Origin of the sequence: Bartonella sp. CR127HXZ (genome assembly GCF_042194555.1) — a bacterium.
GTDB lineage: Bacteria > Pseudomonadota > Alphaproteobacteria > Rhizobiales > Rhizobiaceae > Bartonella > Bartonella grahamii.
This window is the reverse complement of sequence record NZ_JBHIMZ010000003.1, coordinates 127,804-149,557: the sequence shown is the minus strand read 5'-3', so window position 1 is coordinate 149,557 and position 21,754 is coordinate 127,804. Positions and strand designations below refer to the sequence as shown.

Annotated in this window: 15 protein-coding genes; 10 read left to right on the top strand and 5 right to left on the bottom strand. The window is 37.5% G+C overall.

Annotated elements, in window-relative coordinates:
• Positions 1-351: 351 nt before the first annotated feature.
• Positions 352-1,728 carry a magnesium transporter gene (gene mgtE, locus ACFIKY_RS03200; RefSeq protein ID WP_012754587.1) on the bottom strand — a complete coding sequence of 459 codons (1,377 nt, stop codon included), beginning with the start codon at positions 1,726-1,728 and terminating at the stop codon, positions 352-354.
• 542 nt (positions 1,729-2,270) lie between these two features.
• Here mgtE and ACFIKY_RS03195 point away from each other — a divergent pair.
• Positions 2,271-4,295 (top strand): M3 family metallopeptidase, encoded by a 2,025-nt coding sequence (locus ACFIKY_RS03195; protein ID WP_375661399.1) that lies wholly within the window; start codon positions 2,271-2,273, stop codon positions 4,293-4,295.
• Positions 4,296-4,457: 162 nt separating this feature from the next.
• On the opposite strand, the gene ACFIKY_RS03190 is transcribed toward ACFIKY_RS03195, so the two are convergent.
• Complete coding sequence (locus ACFIKY_RS03190) at positions 4,458-5,534, bottom strand: SGNH family hydrolase (protein WP_375636022.1); 1,077 nt, start codon at positions 5,532-5,534, stop codon at positions 4,458-4,460.
• A 14-nt stretch (positions 5,535-5,548) separates the two neighbouring features.
• Positions 5,549-6,805, bottom strand: coding sequence for a lytic murein transglycosylase (locus tag ACFIKY_RS03185; protein WP_375652619.1), 1,257 nt, complete (start codon positions 6,803-6,805; stop codon positions 5,549-5,551).
• Positions 6,806-7,070: 265 nt separating this feature from the next.
• Here ACFIKY_RS03185 and ACFIKY_RS03180 point away from each other — a divergent pair, with 265 nt between their 5' ends.
• On the top strand, positions 7,071-7,961 hold the full coding sequence (locus ACFIKY_RS03180; RefSeq protein ID WP_375636020.1) for a UTP--glucose-1-phosphate uridylyltransferase: 891 nt from the start codon (positions 7,071-7,073) through the stop codon (positions 7,959-7,961).
• 39 nt (positions 7,962-8,000) lie between these two features.
• Entirely contained in the window at positions 8,001-8,993 is a 993-nt protein-coding gene (locus tag ACFIKY_RS03175) for an SIS domain-containing protein (RefSeq protein ID WP_375636019.1), read from the top strand.
• 268 nt (positions 8,994-9,261) lie between these two features.
• Here ACFIKY_RS03175 and ACFIKY_RS03170 read toward each other — a convergent pair whose 3' ends face one another.
• Positions 9,262-9,621, bottom strand: coding sequence for a hypothetical protein (locus tag ACFIKY_RS03170; RefSeq protein ID WP_375661398.1), 360 nt, complete (start codon positions 9,619-9,621; stop codon positions 9,262-9,264).
• A gap of 253 nt (positions 9,622-9,874) precedes the next feature.
• On the opposite strand from ACFIKY_RS03170, the gene ACFIKY_RS03165 reads away from it, so the two are divergent.
• From ACFIKY_RS03165 to guaB, 3 genes are all read left to right on the top strand, one after another.
• On the top strand, positions 9,875-11,260 hold the full coding sequence (locus ACFIKY_RS03165) for a sigma-54-dependent transcriptional regulator (protein WP_375636017.1): 1,386 nt from the start codon (positions 9,875-9,877) through the stop codon (positions 11,258-11,260).
• A 402-nt stretch (positions 11,261-11,662) separates the two neighbouring features.
• A complete protein-coding gene (locus ACFIKY_RS03160; RefSeq protein ID WP_375636016.1) occupies positions 11,663-13,234 on the top strand; it encodes a phospholipase D family protein in 1,572 nt (523 codons plus the stop codon).
• A gap of 144 nt (positions 13,235-13,378) precedes the next feature.
• Entirely contained in the window at positions 13,379-14,878 is a 1,500-nt protein-coding gene (guaB, locus tag ACFIKY_RS03155) for an IMP dehydrogenase (protein ID WP_375636015.1), read from the top strand.
• Between the two features lie 189 nt (positions 14,879-15,067).
• Here guaB and ACFIKY_RS03150 read toward each other — a convergent pair whose 3' ends face one another.
• Positions 15,068-15,214 (bottom strand): hypothetical protein, encoded by a 147-nt coding sequence (locus ACFIKY_RS03150; RefSeq protein ID WP_273722522.1) that lies wholly within the window; start codon positions 15,212-15,214, stop codon positions 15,068-15,070.
• A gap of 495 nt (positions 15,215-15,709) precedes the next feature.
• Between ACFIKY_RS03150 and ACFIKY_RS03145 the strand changes: the two genes are divergently transcribed.
• From ACFIKY_RS03145 to ugpB, 4 genes are all read left to right on the top strand, one after another.
• Positions 15,710-16,996 carry an RsmB/NOP family class I SAM-dependent RNA methyltransferase gene (locus tag ACFIKY_RS03145; RefSeq protein ID WP_375636014.1) on the top strand — a complete coding sequence of 429 codons (1,287 nt, stop codon included), beginning with the start codon at positions 15,710-15,712 and terminating at the stop codon, positions 16,994-16,996.
• 132 nt (positions 16,997-17,128) lie between these two features.
• Complete coding sequence (gene guaA / locus ACFIKY_RS03140) at positions 17,129-18,685, top strand: glutamine-hydrolyzing GMP synthase (protein WP_208438601.1); 1,557 nt, start codon at positions 17,129-17,131, stop codon at positions 18,683-18,685.
• Between the two features lie 76 nt (positions 18,686-18,761).
• On the top strand, positions 18,762-19,484 hold the full coding sequence (locus tag ACFIKY_RS03135) for a glycerophosphodiester phosphodiesterase (RefSeq protein ID WP_375636013.1): 723 nt from the start codon (positions 18,762-18,764) through the stop codon (positions 19,482-19,484).
• A 928-nt stretch (positions 19,485-20,412) separates the two neighbouring features.
• Complete coding sequence (gene ugpB, locus ACFIKY_RS03130) at positions 20,413-21,747, top strand: sn-glycerol-3-phosphate ABC transporter substrate-binding protein UgpB (protein WP_375661397.1); 1,335 nt, start codon at positions 20,413-20,415, stop codon at positions 21,745-21,747.
• The last annotated feature ends 7 nt before the right edge of the window (positions 21,748-21,754 follow it).

Here is a 21,754-nt window from a genome sequence, read left to right as displayed (position 1 = left end):
TATAAAGCCTATTGAGCATATCATTATTATTCTTTCTCAGCTGTCAATATTGCAACAGTTTTTGATGCGAGAGAGAGGATATAAAGAAGTATTTAATTTTTTCTTGAATAGTTTTTAGCTATACACCAATCTCGTTTGTGACAGGCAAGAAGATAACTTTGATTCATTTAATATGAGAAGCTTTATGATGAGGCAAATTTACGATATTCGGAGCTGTTATTCAATAAAAATAATAAATTGTCTATGGAGCGATGCGCTAGAAAATAAATTAATGGAGCTTATTCTCTTCTGGAAAGATCTTAGGTTACATGACAAAGTCTTTCCAGAAGAAAGAGTTTTTACTTTACATGTTTAAAGAAGAGTTCCTGACAAAATGATGGAAGCTACAGAAAAATAGATTATAATGCCCATGACATCTACTAAAGTTGCCACAAAAGGCGCAGAAGCACTTGCTGGATCAAATTTTAAACCTTTAAGAATAAAAGGCAGCATAGATCCAGAAAGAGAACCAAAGGTAACGATTCCGACTAAAGCTGTACCTACTGTTGTCGAAACAGCAATCCAATGTTGCCCATAGTCGTAGATACCGAATTGTTGCCAAAGAGCAATGCGCGTAATGCCAATAATTCCGAGTAAGAGACCAAGAGATAGTCCTGTTGGAATTTCACGAATGAACACTTTCCACCAGTCTTTCAACGTGAGTTCACGTAAAGCCAATGCACGGATAATAAGGGATGTAGCCTGTGAGCCGGAATTTCCTCCTGAGCTCATAATGAGAGGTATGAACAGTGTAAGAATAATCGCTTTTTCGAGTTCTGTTTCGAAATGTTGCATAGCACTTGCTGTCAGCATTTCACCGACAAAGAGTAAAGCGAGCCATCCGCCGCGTTTTTTCATCATTTCAGGAAACTTAATTTGCATATAGGGCTTATTAAGCGCTTCCATACCCCCAAATTTATAGGCATCTTCATTCATCTCATCAACCATAGTATCAAGCACGTCATCGACGGTTACAATGCCAATGACATGGTTACTTTCATCAACTACAGGCACAGAGAGAAGATCATGGCGCTGGAAAAGGCGTGCGATGTCTTCATGATGTGTGAAGGGCGATATTGTAATGGGCGAGTCATGGGTAGGGACATTAAGAATTTGTTCATCAGGTGAGGCAAGAATAAGGTTACGCAGTGAAACAGCTTTGAGAAGAATACCTGTTTTAGGGTCAATTACATAGCTGGTATAAACGGTTTCACGTGTTCGCTCGACCTCACGAATGTGATCCAAAGTTTTTTGTATAGTCCAGTTTGAAGGAACGGCTATAAACTCTGTTGTCATCAGTGCCCCTGCTGTATGATCAGGATAACTGGTGAGTTTCTTAAGTTCAGCGCGCGTTAAGGGTTTAAGCAAGGCATAAAGTCGTGTGCGGGTTTCTTTATCCATTTCTTGAAAGACGTCTGCAGCAGCATCGGCAGACATGCCATCAAGAATTTCAACAGCACGATTTATAGGGAGAAGTTCTAGGATGGAAGCAGGTTGCTCAAGCTCGGGTTTATCAAAAAGTTCGATAACATAATCAAGAGGCAGAAGACTAAGAATGGTTACACGTTCCATGATATCGAGGTCATTGATGATATCAATAGAGTCTGCAAAATGCTGATTTTTTAACTTTTCAGCGAGAGCTTCAGGAGAAAAATTTTTGAAGTCGAAGGTCGTTTTAATTTCAGTCATGATAAAGTACCTCCTGAAGAGTTGGAGAGTTGTAAATCTAGATAATAGATGAGATAAAAACAAAAGTTTATGGAAGATTTAAAAAAAACTCCCCAGCTATATTCCCAATTGTTAATATTTGAAGTAAAGTCAAGGGTGAATTATAAGTTATAAACAAGTTTCTGAATCACTAAAACGAGAATACAGCTTAATTTGAGGATAATATAATATAAAAATCAGTTCTGATTTTTACCATCATTTCTTTAATGTAGTTTTGTGATTTTCAAAAGAATCTACAGCAATATTTTGTAAAGAGTGGAGATTATGCCTTTCTTCAAGTGTTTTTATTAATATGCAATTCTATTGTGGTGTGCGAGCGAATAATCTTTATTTCTCCAATATAATATGTTTTGAAATGAAAGAATTTTACGATTTCTAGTTTTTTATTCAATAGCGTTTGGAAAGGTCGTTTTGAAACTCACGAAATAGTTTTAGTATATTATCAATTTGTGTCGTAAAGATAATCGTTACAGCTTAAATTTATAATGGAGACATAAAGTATTATGACAAAAGCAGCAATGCTGGACTGGAAGGGATTTTCAGGTCTTCCTGATTTTTCTTCTATCAGGGATGAAGATTTTAAACCCGCTTTTGAACAGGCACTTCAAGAAGCCGAAGAAGAACTAGAGGCGATTGCGATGGTGCAAGAACCACCAACGCTTGAGAATTTTTTGCAGCCTTTTGAGCTTTGTGGCAAAGCGCTTGATCGTGTCTGTTCAATATTTTTCTTGCGCACCAGTGCTCATACGAATGTATTAATTCAACAGCTAGAGCAAGAGTTCGTTGTAAAACTTTCTCGGTATTCTTCAAAAATGATGATGGATGCACGGATATTTGCGAAAATAGATGCGCTTTATAAACAGTCGCAGCTGGGCATATTTGAGAGTGAAACAACACGTGTTCTTGAATTATGGTGGAAAAAGTTTGTTTGTCGTGGGGCAAAACTCGATGAAAAAGCTAAGAAACGGCTTTTGGAAATTAATGAAAGACTTGCTTTTTTAAATGCTACTTTTGGACAAAATGTCTTAAATGATGAAGCTGAATGGATTCTGTTTTTAAAACAGACCGACTTATCTGGTTTACCGCAAGATCTCATTGATTCAATGAAGGAAATTTCGTGTGAAAGAGGTAATGAAGAAGCGTATGCATTAACACTAGCACGTTCGATTGTTGAACCTTTTTTAAAATTCTCTGATCGTCGTGATTTGCGTGAGGTTGCATTCCAAGCTTGGGCTAAACGTGGTGAAAATAATAACAAGAATGATAATAAAACAATTATTGTAGAGATTGTTGCGCTTCGAGATGAGCAGGCTAAATTATTAGGATATAAATCTTTCGCAGATTTGAAACTCGATAATACCATGGCTAAAAGTGTTGATTCCGTTATGGATTTGCTTATGCCTGTATGGGAGCGCGCAAGAGCGAAGGCTTCTACTGAGCAAATTGAATTACAAAATTTTGCCAACAATCAGGGCAGCAATGAATCTTTAGCGGCTTGGGATTGGCGTTATTATGCTGAAAAACTTCGCACTGAAAAACTTTCTTTCGATAGCGCTGAGATTAAATATTATTTTCAGCTTGATCGTATGATTAAAGCGGCTTTTGGGGTAGCAGAAAAACTCTTTGGCATTACATTTGAAGAAAAAAACGCTGTTGCACTTTGGCATCCTGATGCACGTTTGTGGGAAGTAAAAAAGTCTGATGGAAGTCTACTTGGGCATTTCATTGGTGATTATTTTGCACGTTCTTCAAAACGGTCCGGTGCGTGGATGAGTAGCTTGCAATCACAATATAAATTGGATGGCGGACAAAAGCCTATTATCTACAATGTTTGTAATTTTGCTAAACCTTCTAAAGGGGAGGTTGCTCTTTTATCACTCGATGATGCGCGTACGCTTTTCCACGAATTTGGGCATGCATTGCATGGTTTGCTTTCTGATGTCACATGGCCATCTGTATCGGGAACATCGGTTTCGCGTGATTTTGTTGAGCTGCCTTCTCAACTTTACGAACATTGGTTAACTGTACCAAAGATTTTACAAACTTATGCTACGCATGCAAAAACAGGACATCCTATGCCGCAAGTATTAATGGATAAGGTTTTGTCAGCACAGACATTTAATGCTGGCTTTGCTGCAGTTGAATTTACTTCATCAGCTCTTGTAGATATGGCTTTTCATAAAGGACAAAAGGTAACTGATCCAACAGTGTTTGAACGCCAAGAATTAGAAAAGCTGCAAATGCCTGATACAATTATTATGCGCCATCGTCCTCCACATTTTACGCATATATTTTCAGGTGATGGTTACGCCGCTGGTTACTATTCTTATATGTGGTCGGAAGTCCTTGATGCTGATGCTTTTCAGGCTTTTGAAGAAACGGGAGATGTTTTTAATTCAGAGCTTGCTGATAAGTTGAAACGTTTTATTTACTCTGCTGGGGGAAGTCGTGATCCAGAGGAGCTTTATAAAGCTTTTCGGGGACGGATGCCTTTACCAGAGGCAATGATTAACAAACGTGGACTATAAGATATAACGGTATGGTTAATACCATGCCGTTTTCATATTATTCGAAAAATGCAGTTGTGATTTATGCAAATTTTCTCTTCACCATAGCTCTGTAAACAGAGTTTTTTATCTTATTTGCTTTTTGTTTACGGAGGAAATTAGATTTTGTATTTTAAAGAGACATTATGGGAAAGAAAAATTATCAGCTCGATCTTTTTGATGCCCATTTGATGGAAACCATGATTTTTTTATAAAACTTGACTTTCTTTTGCCTAAAAGGTGAGTGTTTTGTTGTGCCATATCATCGAGGCTCATTGGAGGCTGACGCATAATATTACTCCGCTCTTTATTCTCTGATTCTTGTATAAGTTTTTGAATAACTTGATCGGTTGAGTAAGGATTTTCATGAGAAAAGGCATAAAAATTTAAAATATTTTTCAATGGTTTTTCTAAATAAGAGGCAAGTTTTTTCTTTCCTTCAGAGGTGAAATGCATGCCATTATTGGTGCGTAATTTGGTTATTTTTCCATTAATATCATAGCCTGAAAAAGAAAAATTTCCTTCTTCATCACTAAAGCCGCTCCAGATATCGAGGAAATATCCTCCTGCTGTTTCTGTTTCTTGTTTGTAGAGCGCATTAAAAATTTTCATTTTTTGTGTCAAAAGGTCATTTCCAAAAGAAGGCTGACTTATCCATATCCATGATTTTCCAGAGGCATGAAGACTTTCAGCAATTTCGATAATTCTTTGTTTGTAGATGTGCATCCATTCTGATTGATCTGTGTTAATTGTGCTATAAGAGTCTGTGATTGGTTGATTATCATTTGCACCGATCATCATGATAATAACATCGGGGTTATTTTGATCAATGAGTTTAGAAATATTGCTTTGCCAAGAATAATAATCCGTTCGAACTAAGCCGGAAGCTGGCATTGCGTTGTTCATGATAACGATATCGCTATTATTTATAAAAAACTTCTTAAGTGCATCGGCAACAGCAGAAGCTGTAAAATCCCCTATGACAAGAATGCGCTTTGCATTCTCATTTTTTAGCTTTTGTATATTTTTTTGTGTTACGATCTTTTTTTGCGGCTTGTCTATTTTTTGTTCTATAATTTGCGGTGGTTGTTGCGTCTGTTTGTTATGTTGTGATAACCATTTGAAGAAGTTCGTTGCTTTACTTGGGGATGGCTGTATGAGCCCCACAATAGAAAGTGAAAATAGCAATAATGTCAAGTATATCAGGCGAACAGAAGACAAAACCTTAGTCTCCATTATTGTTTGCGCAGGAGAAAAAGCACTTGAGATGATGGATATCCATTTGCTTTTAGACCGTGACGTAGTTGAAAGGCTTTAATTGCTTTGCGAGAAGCTGTTCCGATTTTTCCATCAACATTCCCTTTATAATAACCCAGTGCACTTAAGCGAGATTGCAGTTCTTTGCATTCTTGGAAAGTAAGAGGTTGAAAAGGTCTTTGCCAATCATGCACCAATCCAGGATGTCCAGCGATGCGATCAGCAAGAAGAGCAACAGCAAACGCATAACGATCTGCATTATTATAATGTTTCAGAACAAAGAAATTTTTTGTGACTAAAAATATAGGTCCTTTTGCTCCATCTGGATATTTTAATATTGCTTGTTCAGCTAATGTAGGAAGAGGATGCCCATTTGCGTGTTTTACACCTAATTTTTTCCATTGCTCAAAGGAATACCACCCTTCAGGAAGGTTTTTCCCCTGCGGCACTTTTACCTCTACTCCCCAAATAAGATTAGGTTGCCAGCCATTTTTGTGGAGAAGGTTAGCAGCAGTAGCCAGAGCATCTGGAACAGAGTTCCAGATATCACGCCGTCCATCCTGGTCCATATCAACTGCATAGGCGAGATAACTGCTTGGAATAAATTGTGTATGCCCCAATGCACCGGCCCAAGATCCAGTGAGTTGAGAGCGTTTAATTTCGCCACTTTGTAAAATTTTCATAGCAGCAATCAGCTGTGTATGTGCATATTTTGCACGTTTTTTATCAGCATAGGCTAGAGTTGCAAGAGAGCGAATGGTATCACGCATTACACTTTTATTGGCTAAAACTTTCCCATAGTTGCTTTCCATTGACCAAATAGCAAGCAGAATATTGCGGTCAACACCAAAACGTTTTTCAATTTGAAGAAGCCATTTGTTCCATTTTTGAGTTTGGCGCCGTCCTTCTACAATTGCAATATCATGGATACGATTATCGAAATAGTTCCATGAAGGAGCAACAAATTCTGGTTGGTATGCGGCGCTTTTTAGAACTTCTGGATCAATGGCATTAACACCTTTAAATGCCATATGAAACGTAGAAGGGGTAATATTGTGAGAAATAGCTATTTTTTTAAATTCTTTAATCCAGTGTTTAAATCCGCTATCAGCATATGAAAGGGATACAAAAAACATTAAAAAAGCAGAAAAAATAACGGCAGAGCCAGTGAGAAGAGTTCTCCAAGTTATTGACTTCTCTAAAAAAGAGAAAGTCTTCAATTCTGTTTTTTGCATTTTGAAATCCCCATTAATATTCAATTTATTAGATGTGCAATAACTTTATCTTGTATTTAGTTGAATCGATAATATGATCAAGAAGAGGAGAAAACTAAAATAAATAATTCATTTTAATCTTTGCAATAAATTCTCATATTCTCTTTTACATTTTTGATTGTCCATTATAATGATAATCAAAACAATAAGATATCTTTTTTACCATTTCGTAAAAACATATGTTAAATAAAACAAAAAATATATGAATTCATTGAGGAGGATGAGTGTGCGTAAAATCCGGAAAGCTGTATTTCCAGTAGCAGGTCTTGGTACGCGTTTTCTTCCTGCGACAAAAACAATTCCTAAAGAAATGCTAACAGTTGTTGATAAACCTGTTATTCAATATGTCGTGGATGAGGCGAGGGAGGCTGGTATTGAGCATTTTATTTTTGTGACTGGACGTAACAAAGCAGTCATTGAGGATTATTTTGATGCGCAAGTTGAATTATACACGACACTTGCTGAATGTGGAAAGAAAGAAGATCTTGCACATTTATACCGTTTACAGCCATTACCAGGGTCAACTTCTTTCACTCGGCAACAGCAACCTTTGGGATTAGGGCATGCTCTTTGGTGTGCGCGTGAATTAGTTGCAGGGGAACCTTTTGCTTTGTTATTACCCGATATGCTGATTCAAGCCAAAAAGGGATGTCTTTCTGAGATGATTCGTCTTTATGAAAAGGTGGGGGGGGGAAATATTATTGCAGTTCAGGAATGCGATCTTGAGGAAGCACATAAATACGGTATAGTTGGCAAAGGTAAACAGATTGCCAATGGTTTTAAAATCACAAAAATGGTAGAAAAACCAGTGCTAGGAACGGCACCATCAAATTTGTACATCAATGGACGTTATATTTTGCAGCCAGAAATTTTTAATATTCTTTCCACTCAAGAACGAGGAACAGGAAATGAAATTCAATTAACAGATGCTATGATACGGCTTTCAAATGAACAAGATTTTTGGGGGTTGCAAGTAGAAGGGCGCACTTTTGATTGCGGTTCTAAAGCTGGTTTTATTGAAGCCAACGTTGCATTTTCTTTGGCACGCGCTGATATGCACAGCCATGTTTCTGCCTCATTGAAAAATTTACTGGAAACCATTAATGTTGAAAAATAATATAGATCTCTCATTTAATTTTATTGATCGAATTTGATTATGATAACACCGTCTCCTCATATGGCTTTGCAAGGTGCTGTTGCATCAGCGCTTAAAACACTTGCCAGTGAAAAGCAGGGGCTTGAAGTCCTTGAAAAAGCTCTTCTGGGAAGTCTTTCTTCTTCTTTTGAAGCGGCTGTTCAAACTATTAGAAATGCTCGTGGACATGTGGTAATTACTGGTCTTGGGAAAAGTGGTCATATAGGGACAAAAATTGCAGCAACCCTAGCCTCAACTGGAACGCCTGCCTTTTTTGTTCACGCTGCAGAAGCCAATCATGGTGATCTTGGTATGATTGGATCTGATGATGTTATTCTTGCTTTATCATGGTCTGGTGAAACTCAAGAGTTAAGTGGTATTATCAGTTATGCGGCGCGTTTTCGTATCCCCCTTCTTGCGATGACATCAAGTGAGTGCTCTGTATTAGGACGACAAGCTGACATTGTTTTATTATTACCAAAGATAGAAGAGGCTTGCCCCCATGGGCTTGCTCCTACCACTTCAACAATTATGCAATTGGCAATGGGAGATGCATTAGCGGTTTCTCTTTTAGAAATGCGTGGTTTTACCGCAACGGATTTCAAAATATATCATCCTGGTGGTTCTCTTGGTGCAAGCCTTAAATACGTGTGTGATATTATGCACGAGGGTGATAATATTCCTTTGGTTATGCAGGGAACATCTATGATTGAAGCGATGAATGTTTTGGTGGAAAAGCATTTTGGTTGTGTTGGTGTTGTGAATCAAGAAGGCGAACTAATCGGAATTGTAACCGATGGCGATCTTGCACGTAACATGCATTTTAATTTATCAAAATTTAATGTTGACGAGGTGATGACCAAGGCTCCTAAAGTTGTAAAACCAAATACACTTGTTGGTGCAGCAACAGCTTTCATTAATGATCATCATATTGGTGCATTTTTCGTGGTTGAAGATAAAAAACCGATAGGAATTGTTCATTTTCATGATCTTTTGCGCATTGGCGCTGCCTAGATTAAAGTTTCCCTATCAAATAAAATGTTATTTTAGGTTAAAATAGATTGAATGATACAAAGTCACAGTTTTATTGTGAGGTGACTTTACTGATATTCTGTGGAAGAAAATGGTTATTTTACGCTGTTTAGAAAATTTTCAGGATAAAGATTATATTAGTCTCTTTGCGTATTTTAGAGAGGATTTTCTATCAGGAGGAGAAAGGATCGCCTCCTGCTTAATGTATGTGCCCCCTCTGTTCTTAAGAGAGGCTTCCCTTGTACGTTGTTTAAGATTTCCGCTTAAGGAAAAACTGTGCTCCTGTATGTGAGGTGCAGAGAAGTTGTGTGGCGTCATATGACATTGTACAATTGACTCTAGAAATTGTTCCACGGAGAATAGAGCGTATTTCAATTTCTATATTTTGGGCATTGAGATAATTATATGCCCCTTCTGATAGTTTTTCTTCTGTATCTGCTGCACGCGTTTCAAAAACACCATTGTGGAAAGAAGAAATAATACCATTCTCATCAACCCATTTTCCATCAATTCCAGTTGACATATTTGAGTTATAATATTGCGAAAAGCTACAGGCACTTAACAGCAAGGTGGTAGTTGTAAGACATAAAATATGATAGGTATGTTTCATTTATTGCACTCTATTTAGATTATTTTGCTCTCTAGTTTTTATAACATTATTAAATTACTCCATGAGTCAATATGAAAAATTTGATGAAAATCAATGAAAAAGCAAAAAAATGGAAAAAAATGCCTTAATGTTGTATTTAATTAATAGCTTGATGAAGTTCGTAAGTGAAACACAAGAGGTGAAATATTTCTTATGGTTTACAACAATTTTTATATTAAGCTGCTGAGTAGTCTCAAAGGAGATTATTGACATTATGGTTGGTCCCATTCTTGTTGCGAGTGAAGATTATGGAAGACGTATAGAACTTTCTGCTATGCTGCGAGGTTTTGGTTATCGTGTCATTGAAGCAGAAAATGGTCTCCGTACGATTGATCTTTTACACAGGCGTAAAAACATTGTGCTTGCACTCCTTGATGTCGTTATGAGTGATTTGAGTGTGAGCGATTTGATTAAAATGATTAGAGTTGCTGGTGTTTCTGTTCCTATTGTCGTTATAGCACAACAAGAGAATCAGAATTTACTCCAGAAGGCTTTAACAGCTGGAGCTATTGATTATTGGATCCACCCAGTAACATTATTACGCGTAAGGGTTACTTTGGATATTCTTGCTCTTATTTCTGCCTTGGAGCATGAAGTTCGAGATATTCGGCGAAAAAAAGAGAATCATTTACGGTTTTCTGATCTTTGCATAAAAAGTAGAGCTATGCAGGTAGTGTTAGAACAATCGAGACAAGCAGCAACTTCTTTACAGAATCTTTTGATAGAGGGGGAAGTTGGAACAGGACGTGAGACATTAGCTCGGATTATTCATCATGAGGGATTATTCTCGGAAGGTGTTTTTATTCGCTTTCAATGTTCAGCCATCGTTGATCCAGAAGAAGAAAATCAGCAGTGGTTTAAAGAATTCCTACCATTGGTTTCTTCTCTTGAAAAAGGGACACTTTGCCTTTGTGATATTGATCGACTTGAGCCCATACAGCAAAAACGGTTTGCTCATTACCTTAAAGAAAGGGAAAGGGATACAAAAGGAGATTTTTTCCCTTTTCGGATCATTGCGATTTCAACATCGCGTTTAAAGGATTTGGTTAAAGAGAACTTTTTTTTGCATAGTTTGTTTGAACAATTTTCTCACTTGTCTATTAGCGTCCCTGCTTTACGAGAATTAAGGGATGATTTTCCAGAGATCACACAACGTTTGATTGATCGTATTATCACCGAAACAGGGCGGTCACATGTCCATGGTTTAGCAGGATCTGCTCTTTCCTTGCTTATGCAGTATGATTGGCCTGGTAATAAAAATGAGCTTGAAAACTTTTTATTTCGTGCGATTTTACTCAGTGAAGGACCGTTATTAACTGTTCGAGATTTTCCGCAATTAATGGGAAATCCATTAATGAATGTTCCCAATATCATTGAGGATAATATGCAAGAAGATAATGAACAAGAATCTATAAAATTTTTGAATACTGATGGGCATGTGCGTACTTTTGCAGAGATGGAACATGATATTATCGAGAAAGCGGTTAAACATTATAAAGGACATATGAGTGAGATTGCGCGCCGCCTTCATATTGGTCGCTCTACACTTTATAGAAAAATGGAAGAATTGCGAGCAATAAGAAATCAAGAAAGAAAGTAAAATTCATAACAAATCTCTCTTCATGACAAGTATGAGTTTCAAAAAAATAGAGTGGATTTTGATAAAGTCCGTGGGGGGGCTTAAGAAAACAATCATTTATTGTAAAATTTATCTATAGAGGATGATTTTGTAGATTTAAATCAAATATAAATTTTATGTGACTATTTTAATCGTCTGTTTCAGTTTATACAATTTTAGTTGAGTTTACATTTATTAAAGCAGAGAAGCATTTTTAAAAACTTTTAAATACTACCGCTAAAATTTTTGTATCATTAATATTAAATTTATACTCTCTTAAGCAAGAGGTGGCATTTTATCTGCTACACGGTTAAGATAAAGTGATTAGTATTATCGTTTGCATTACTGATGATGCGATAGCTTAAAATAGAAAGTTTGTCCTCTTTGACTCTTTTACATATTGTTATTGGTTTTGTCCTCTTTTTTTTTATTGCATCTATGTTGGCAATCTACACCTATGGGCGTTTTATGAAAAATGCTAGGGGGCAATGTTCTTATGCGCTACCTATTCAGAAAGATGAAACTAAGCTTGATCGTATCATTAGTCAATTAGCTGAGGAAGAAAATGGATTGGGGATTGATAAAGATGCCCTTTCCCTCATTATCAGCAATTTGGATGCGTTTTGTGTTCGTGCAATAGGAGCTGCAGAGGCTGGGCGTAGCCTTGATCTGATGTATTATATTTGGGATGATGATTTAACAGGGCGTCTATTATTAAGTGAAATAGTTAAGGCAGCGGATCGGGGTGTTCGGGTACGGCTTCTTTTGGATGATATTAATGCTCAAGCACGTGATCCAGCTTATATTGCGCTAGATAAACATCCTCATATCGAGGTGAGAGTGTTTAATCCAGGACGATCGCGTAAAGGTGGATTACGTCGTGGTTTAGAGATTATATTACGGGCGATTACTGTTACACGTAGAATGCATAATAAAGCTTTTATTGTTGATGGTAGAATCGCTTTTGTAGGAGGACGTAATCTTGCAGATTCTTATTTTGATGCTGGTGAAGAATCCCATTTTCGAGATTTAGATTTGATGTTAATCGGACCTTCTGTTAAAAAGGTGGAAAGTATTTTTGATGATTTTTGGAATAGTGCTGTTGTTTTGCCAATTCATACTTTGGTTGTTCCTAAAAGCGCAAGTGATCTTAGCTATTGGAAGGATAAATTACAAAAATTTCGGGATTCCAAGGTTGCAAAGGTTTATTTAGATTATGTCAAAGAGCACATTAATTTTGATTGTTTTATTCAAACAGGAAGGCGGTTATTTTTAGCAGACAAAGTTGTTGTTCTTTCTGACCCTCCAGAAAAAGCATTGCGTAAAAAAGCAAGCAATTGGCTTATGAAGGCACTTTCAAAGGTTATTGGAAATGCCCAAAAAACGGTTCAGATTACGTCACCTTATTTTGTTCCTGGTAAGGTTGGAACGCAGAATTTTAGTAATTTGGTTTCAAAGGGTGTTGATGTCAAAATTCTGACGAATTCTTTAGCAGCTACTGATGTAGCATTGGTGCATGGTGGTTATGTATCGTATCGTAAGGCGTTGTTGAAAAGTGGTGTTAAGCTTTATGAATTAAAAGCGGAGGGCAACACCCATGGGTTACGGTTGTTTCGATCGAGTAAGGCAAGTTTACATGCCAAAGCTTTTTTAATTGATCGTAAAACAGCTTTTATTGGATCTTTAAATTTTGATCCAAGATCAGCATCATTAAATACAGAAATGGGCATTCTTTTTGAATGTGCTCCCATTACAGCAAGATTAGATTTGTTGTTTTCTGAAGAAACCACAGGGGAAATGAGCTATCATCTGCGTCTTGGTAATAATAATCGTATTTATTGGGATTTTATTGAAAATGAAAAAAAATATAGCATTGACCATGAGCCAGAAAGCAGTTTTTGGCGTCGCGCATTTGCAAAAATAATAAGTTGGTTACCTATTGAATCACAATTGTAAATTTTTATAAACCAAAAAAAATATTTATTTTTCTTTTCATTTTGTTTGTAGCATGGCATAATTTTTTGCCAATCTACCATGTATGAGAACCGCAGTTGTATTTTAAAGCTCCTTGCGGTGTTTTATTATAAAAGGAATTTTGCTATGGCAAAGATTGTTGAAACGGGGACAGGTGCATTGGCACTGACTTTTGATGATGTACTTTTACAGCCCGGTCATTCTCTTGTTATGCCTAGTCAAGTGGATCTCAGTACGCGCATTGCAGCGGATATTAAGCTCAATTTGCCATTGCTTTCTGCTGCAATGGATACGGTAACAGAATCGCGTTTGGCAATTGCTATGGCTCAAGCTGGAGGTCTTGGGGTTATTCATCGTAATATGTCTCCTGCAGAACAGGCAGAAGAAGTCCGCCAAGTAAAAAAGTTTGAATCTGGTATGGTTGTTAATCCAGTCACAATTGGACCAGATGCAACACTTGAAGAAGCGAAATCTTTGATGCGCTCTCATGGCATTTCAGGTATTCCGGTTGTTGAAAATAGTGTTAAAGGTGAGACAGCGGGACGACTTGTTGGCATTTTGACCAATAGAGATGTCCGTTTCGCATCAGATCCAAAACAAAAAATTTATGAATTAATGACGCATGAAAATTTGATCACAGTGCGTGAAAATGTCCAACTTAATGAAGCAAAATATCTTTTACATCATCATCGTATTGAAAAATTATTAGTTGTGGATGAACAAAATCGTTGTGTCGGACTGATAACAGTTAAGGATATTGAAAAAGCAAAATTAAATCCAAATGCTGCTAAAGATTCTCAAGGGCGCTTGCGTGCTGCAGCGGCCAGTAGTGTTGGGAATGGAGGGATTGAGCGTGCTGAACGCCTCATAGACGCGGGTGTTGATGTGTTGGTCATTGATACAGCGCATGGACATTCTCAACATGTGCTAGAAACTGTTGAACGAATTAAAAAGATGGCTTCCTCTCCAGCTGTTATTGCTGGGAACGTAGCAACCGCTCAAGCAACGCAGGCATTGATTGACAGTGGTGCAGATGCGGTAAAAGTTGGTATTGGTCCTGGCTCTATTTGCACAACGCGTATAGTTGCTGGTGTCGGTGTTCCTCAACTTGCAGCCATTATGAATGCCGCAGAAGTTGCTGAAAAAGCGGGCATTCCCATTATTGCAGATGGTGGAATCAAAGCATCAGGTGATTTTGCTAAAGCTTTAGCTGGTGGGGCTTGTGCAGCGATGATTGGATCTCTTTTAGCAGGTACAGAAGAAAGTCCTGGTGAAGTTTATCTTTATCAAGGTCGATCTTTTAAAGCCTATCGTGGTATGGGATCTGTTGGTGCTATGGCACGAGGATCGGCAGATCGCTATTTTCAAGATGATGTTCGTGATGAACTTAAGTTGGTTCCTGAAGGTGTGGAGGGGCAGGTGGCTTATAAAGGGCCTATAGCATCAGTTCTACATCAGCTTGCTGGTGGACTTCGTGCTTCAATGGGGTATGTTGGAGCAAAAGATCTCGTAGAGTTTCGTGAAAAAGCAATGTTTGTACGTATTACGAATGCGGGACTCCATGAAAGTCATACGCATGATGTTTCTATCACACGGGAGAGTCCAAACTATCGTGGGCCAGTTTAAAGATATTTAAAGATATAAGAGCATAATGTCATATCGCATAAATATAAAATCTTCCGAGAACAAGAAAGAGAGACTGCGCTTTTTTCTGTTTGTGATTTGGTGTAATAATCCCAAAAAGGAAAGAATTAGAGGTCAAAACTCTAATTCTTTCTGTTAAGACTATATGAAATAAGTTATATAAAATTAGAATTAACTTTTTGTAGTCTTCCGTCCTGTCTTTGACGCACGTTGGCGAGTGTTTGTCTGATCACTTTGGACGGATTTCTTTCCGTTGTTTGAGGGCATTGTGTTATGACGGCTTTTAGATGAAGTTGTTTTTCCATTATTATAAGTCATTATTTTCTCCTTTTAAATTGTCTGGCAGTTGCCAGTAGAGTAAAAACGGTCATGCCAAATAGTGGTTCCAAGCATTTTCTAAAAAGTTAATTTTTTGGTGAACGTAAGATGGACGTGTTTAATTTTATGAGAAGATTTTTTCTATTTTTTCAGATGGATAGCCCTAAAAAGATGGGAGATATTTGATTTTTTCTGTTATTCAGATAATCCTCGTAAATTTTATTTTACGCAATAATTAAGGAGTTTGTTTTTTCGTAATGCATGGCGGAAATAAGTTCTTTATGGATGGCTGCGTATCTTTTAGTATAAGAGGTAGAGGGATAAAAAGTGAATGGGCAGAAGATGAAAGGAAAAATCTAGATACTCTAATATTGGATCTTATAAAAAGTATGATCAGATCATTTTAATGGTTTTGAGAAGGTTTTATTGGCAAGAAGAAGATAATATTATTTTTTTAGATGATTTAAGATTTTATTATTTTAATGGGAGAAATGAATGCGATTAGGTGGGCGTTTGCAAGCAGCAATAGATGTTCTCAAAGAGATAGAAATGAAGCATCGCCCAGTAGGAGAAGCTTTAAAGGATTGGGGGCTTTCTCATCGCTTTGCTGGAGCAGGTGATCGCGCAGCTATTGGCACAATCGTTTATGATGTTTTAAGACGACGCTATTCTTTACAATGGCGTATGGAGAGTGATGATATCCGAGATATCGTTTTTGGTGCCTTATTAGATTCTGGAAAAATGACGCTGGAGCAAATTGACGGTGAGTTAGCAGAAGATCGGTTTGCGCCGCAGTTATTAGGAGCTAAACAGCGTAAATCGTGGCAAGGTCAGCAATTAGTGGATGCTCCAGACTATATTCGTGGTGATATTCCGCAATGGTGTCAAGCGCATCTGCGTCCTTTATTTGGTGATAATTGGATCACTGAAGCGGCTGCGTTAGCAACGCGTCCTTCTTTAGACCTACGGGTAAATAACTTAAAGGCAACACCAGAAAAGGTGTTGAAAGAATTAGCAAAAACCAAACTTAAATCTTTGCCATGGTTTGAGCAAGCTTTGAGAATTGCACCGATTGAAAAGTTTAACCGTCATCCTAATGTTCAAGTGGAACCAGCTTTTCAAAAAGGACACTTTGAAATACAGGATTTAGGATCTCAAATTGTTGCTCACCTTGTGGAAGCGCGAGAAAGCATGCAGGTATTAGATTATTGCGCAGGTGCTGGGGGTAAAACATTAGCTTTAGCTTCCGATATGAACAATCGTGGGCAAATTTATGCTTATGATTCAGACAAAGCTCGTTTGGCTCCTATTTTTGATCGTCTTCGACGCGCTGGTGTTCGTAATGTACAAATACGAGTGCAAAGAGAAGAATTAAAACCATTAACAGGTCAGATGGATAGAGTTCTACTAGATGCACCATGTAGTGGGACAGGAACATGGCGTCGTCGTCCAGATGCGAAATGGCGTTTAACATTAGAACAGGTGAAACAACGCCAAACAGAACAGAGATCTATTTTGAATGAAGCGATAGCTTATCTTAAGCCAAATGGGCGCCTAGTCTATATTACCTGTTCTCTCTTTACAGATGAAAATGAGGAACAAATTTCCCGTTTCCTTCAACAACATTCTCATTTTGCTCCAATAGATATGCCAGCGCTTTGGCAGAAACATTTTAGTTTTTCTCCTGTGCAACCAGTTTTTTCAAATTATGGACTTACTTTGTCGACGGCCACAACACAAACAGATGGGTTCTTTTTATCTGTGTTGCAAAAAAAACATTGATCCATATTTTTGCATTTTTTATCATAAATTTTACGAGAATAATCTTTTTCTTAAGAAAATAGGCTTGTGAAAAAAGAAAGATTGAATCATAACTCGCATGAGTTTTCTTTTACAATTGTTGATTGGTTTTCTATGAGCATATCACATCCAGACACGGTTCTTATTATTGACTTTGGTTCACAAGTTACACAACTTATTGCACGACGGGTACGAGCAATGGGGGTATATTGTGAAATTGCTCCTTTTCAATTGGCTTTAGAAGCTGTGCGCCGCATAAATCCTAAAGCTATTATTTTATCAGGGAGTCCTTATTCCGTTATTGATGAGGGCTCTCCGCGTGCTCCAATGGAAATTTTTGAGGCGGGTATTCCGATTCTGGGTATTTGCTATGGTGAACAAGTCATGTGTGTTCAGCTTGGAGGAAAGGTTGAAGCTGGACATGAGCGTGAATTTGGGCGTGCTTTTTTGGAAGTGCAAGAAGAGAGTGCTCTTTTTGATGGAGTGTGGGAAAAAGGTTCTCGTTATCAAGTATGGATGAGCCATGGTGACCGTGTGGCAGCTTTACCAGAAGGTTTTCGTGTCATAGGGACCTCAAACGGAGCTCCCTATGCGGCTATTGCTGATGAAAAAAGACATTTTTATGCAGTACAGTTTCATCCTGAAGTTATCCATACACCAGATGGTACAAAACTTTTGCAAAACTTTATTCATAAAATCTCTGCTATTAAAGGTGGTTGGTCAATGGCTTCTTATCGTGAGCAGGCAATTGCTACGATACGACAAAAAGTTGGGAAAAGTCGTGTGATTTGTGGTCTTTCAGGGGGGGTGGATTCATCTGTTGTAGCGGTACTCCTTCATGAAGCCATAGGAGATCAACTGACATGCATTTTGGTAGACCATGGACTGATGCGCAAGAATGAAGCTGAAGAAGTTCTCACGCTCTTTCGTGATCATTATAATATAGAGCTTATTCACGTTAATGCTGCCGATATATTTCTTAATGCTTTAGAGGGTGAGACAGATCCAGAAAAAAAGCGCAAAACGATTGGTCGCCTTTTTATTGAAGTTTTTGAAGAAGAAACTAAAAAAATAGGAGGTGCAGAGTTCTTAGCACAAGGAACACTTTATCCAGATGTTATTGAGAGTGTGTCTGCTATTGGTAAAACGGTAACCATTAAAAGCCATCATAATGTGGGTGGGCTGCCAGAACAGATGAATATGCAACTTGTAGAACCGTTGCGTGAGCTCTTTAAGGATGAGGTTCGCTTGCTAGGGCGAGAGTTAGGATTACCAGAGCAGTTTATTGGTCGCCATCCTTTTCCAGGTCCAGGTCTTGCAATTCGCTGTCCAGGTACTGTGACCCGTGAAAAATTAGAAATTTTACGTGAAGCAGATGCTATTTATCTTGAGGAAATCCGTAAAGCCGGTCTTTATGACGAAATTTGGCAAGCTTTTGCTGTTCTTCTTCCTGTTCAAACTGTTGGCGTGATGGGGGATGGTCGCACTTATGAATTTGTTTGTGCTCTTCGTGCCGTCACATCTGTAGATGGAATGACTGCTGATTTTTATCCCTATGATATGGCGTTTTTAGGTAAGACGGCAGCACGTATTATTAACGAAGTTAGAGGGATTAATCGTGTTGTATATGATGTAACCTCAAAGCCTCCTAGTACTATTGAATGGGAATAATTAAAATGAAGGATAAGCCTTTATCTGGCAATCTGTACGCTAATATCGTTTAAAATTGAGAAGTGTGGAATTTTGCATGTCTGAGAAAAAAATTGTTGCACACCGTGGCGGAGCTCATCTTTATCCTGAAAATACTCTTTCGGCATTTAATAATGCTATAGCGTTAGGTGTTGATGAAGTTGAATGCGACGTTCATTTGCTGAAAAGCGGTGAAGTGGTTGTCTTTCACGACTTCCGTCTAGACCAATTGGTTGGAAAAAAGGGGTATATTCACGACATTGATAATGAAACACGCAAACAACTCTGCGTAAAAGGAAGCCAAGAAGCACCTCCCTTATTAGAAGAGGTGCTTGATCTTTTAGCACCAACGAATATTGCATTGCATCTTGAAATCAAGACATGTGGTGAAGTGGAGCGTGAAACAATATTATCCCAAAAAGCGCTTGCGCTAATAAAAAGCCGAAATTTATCAGAACGGGTTTCTGCAATTAGTTTTGATCCTTTGATCCTTCGTCCTTTTATTGAAGCAGGAATACCATCTGGTCCATGTGTTGATAATCTTGAAGGTGATATGTACCGTCATTTTTCTGTATGGAAGCAATTAGGTTATTCTGATCTAAGTTTAGATGGCTCCATTGTTTCACAGGACTTTATTGAATCAGCTCTTGAGGCTGGTTTTACTGTAGGGGTATGGACAATTAATGGAAAAGCTCGGTTATCACATTGGCTTGACATGCCTGTACATTATATTACGACAGATCAACCCGATCTCGCATTGCAATTGCGTGCACAAAGGTAAAAATACATCAATACAAAGGGAACTATATATCCTCATAAAGCTAGCGTAATGAAAGAAGAAAAATTATCTAATATATAACAATAATACATTGATTTATAATGATAATTAATGGTTTATTCATATGAATAAGAGATCTTAATACGTAAGATTTTCTTATTTCAAATCTTTTTACAATGAATCAATCAAAATCATTCGTTTACACATTACAAGCAGGGTTGGTGTGTGGATAAAAAATTATTGAGAAAAGAATAAAAATATTTATTTAACGTATTTCAAATGCAAGACTTGTTGAAGCATTAGGGGCTCATATGATGGCATACAAAAAGTCTTATATAATTTAGTGGAGAGGCTTTATGGCTTATTTTATAGGAGCTATCATGAAATGTAGATGTATTGAAAGATTTTTTAACAGCATGGAAATTGGTAATACAATGTCATTTTGTTTTGCGTGAGGAGCGTGATCTCACTACAGGAAAGGAACTATTAAGCGTTTCAAAATGATTTTCGTAGTTTTAAGAAAAATTCTATTTGTCTCTTCGTTAAATTCAGTAGCAACATCGTGTTAAAGTTATAAGCCGAAAGTTATAAGACAAATAGCAAAAGAATAAATAATTCTTTTTAAAAAAAGTAAATCCAGATATTAGAATAGTCATTGAATGACATTTACGATCTATATCTTTTTACCAATTGACTTTGCTTATTTAAGCCATCTCACTTTTTTCAGATAGTTACAAACGCGTATCTCGTTAATACATAAGAAAGCTTATAAAAGAAAACGAATAAATTTAAACAAATTCATTTGACCTTTTGGTGGTTCCTGTTTAAATGAGAGAATATATTTCTGAAATAAAACTGTCATAGCATGTTCATGTGTAATACTATAAATTTAGGGGTAGTTTGTATTCCATCACTTCAGAAAGGGTGAGCCATGAGTCGTTTTTATCTTTCCATAGCGGCCACGGTTGCTATCATAATGTCTACAGCGGGAATAACAGCAAGTTTTGCGCAGACAAAAATCAGCTTTTGGCATTCTATGAGTGGTGAATTAGGAAAGCAAACTGAAAGTCTCATTAACGATTTTAATGCAAGTCAATCAGAGTATAAAGTTGTTCCTTCATTTCGCGGCGAATATGAAGAGGGGTTGATTTCACTCATTGCAGCATTTCGTGGAAAGAAACAACCAGTGCTTGCCCAAATTTATGACGTTGGTACTGGAACTATGATGGCTGCAAAAGGCGCAATCTATCCATTTTATCAACTTATGGCTGATACAAAACAAGAATTTGATCCTACAGATTATTTCCCTGCTATTAGTGGTTATTACTCCGATGAACAGGGACGTATCATCTCTATGCCATTTAATATTTCAACTCCCATTCTTTATTATAACAAAGATATCTTTAAAAAAGCAGGGCTTGATCCGGAACATCCTCCTAAAACGTGGCAAGATATAGAAGACTTTTCCAAAAAAATTCTTGAGACTAAAGCGGCAACTTGCGGTTTTACGATGGCTTATGCTGCTCAATGGATTGGTATAGAAAATTTTTCAGCGTTGCATAATGTTCCTTTTGGAACGAAGGAAAATGGCTTTAAAGGACTTGATTCAGAACTTACATTTAATGGACCTTTACAAGTGCGTATGTGGACTGACCTGAAAAAGTGGTCTGATCAAGGTATTTTCCGTTATGGTGGTCCAGCAGGTGCATTAGATTCAACACCAATGTTTATGGCACAAAATTGTGCAATTTTTATGCAATCTTCAGGATCACGTGCTGGAATTGTTTCGGAAGCTCAGTTTGATGTGGGAGTTGGTATGCTACCGTATTATAAGGATGCAGAAGGAACACCACAAAATTCAGTTATTGGGGGAGCTTCTATTTGGGCGTTTAAGGGACATACCCCAAAGGAATATGCAGGGGCAGCCGCTTTTCTTAAATTTCTTTCAAAAACAGAAAACCAAGCAAAATGGCATCAGGAAACAGGTTATCTTCCAACCACAAAAGCGACTTATGAATTGAGCAAAAAACAACATTTCTATGAAAAAACGCCAGGTGCGGATATAGCTATCAAACAGATTAATCTTAATCCACCAACAGTTAACTCGAAAGGGATAAGATTTGGTAATTTACCACAAATCCGTGCCATTCTTGATCAAGAGTTGGAAGCTGTTCTTAGTGGTTCAAAAACACCGAAAGATGGTTTAGATGAGACCGTTGAACGTGGAAATAAACTCTTGCGTGAATTTGAAAAATCTAATCATTAATCTCGTT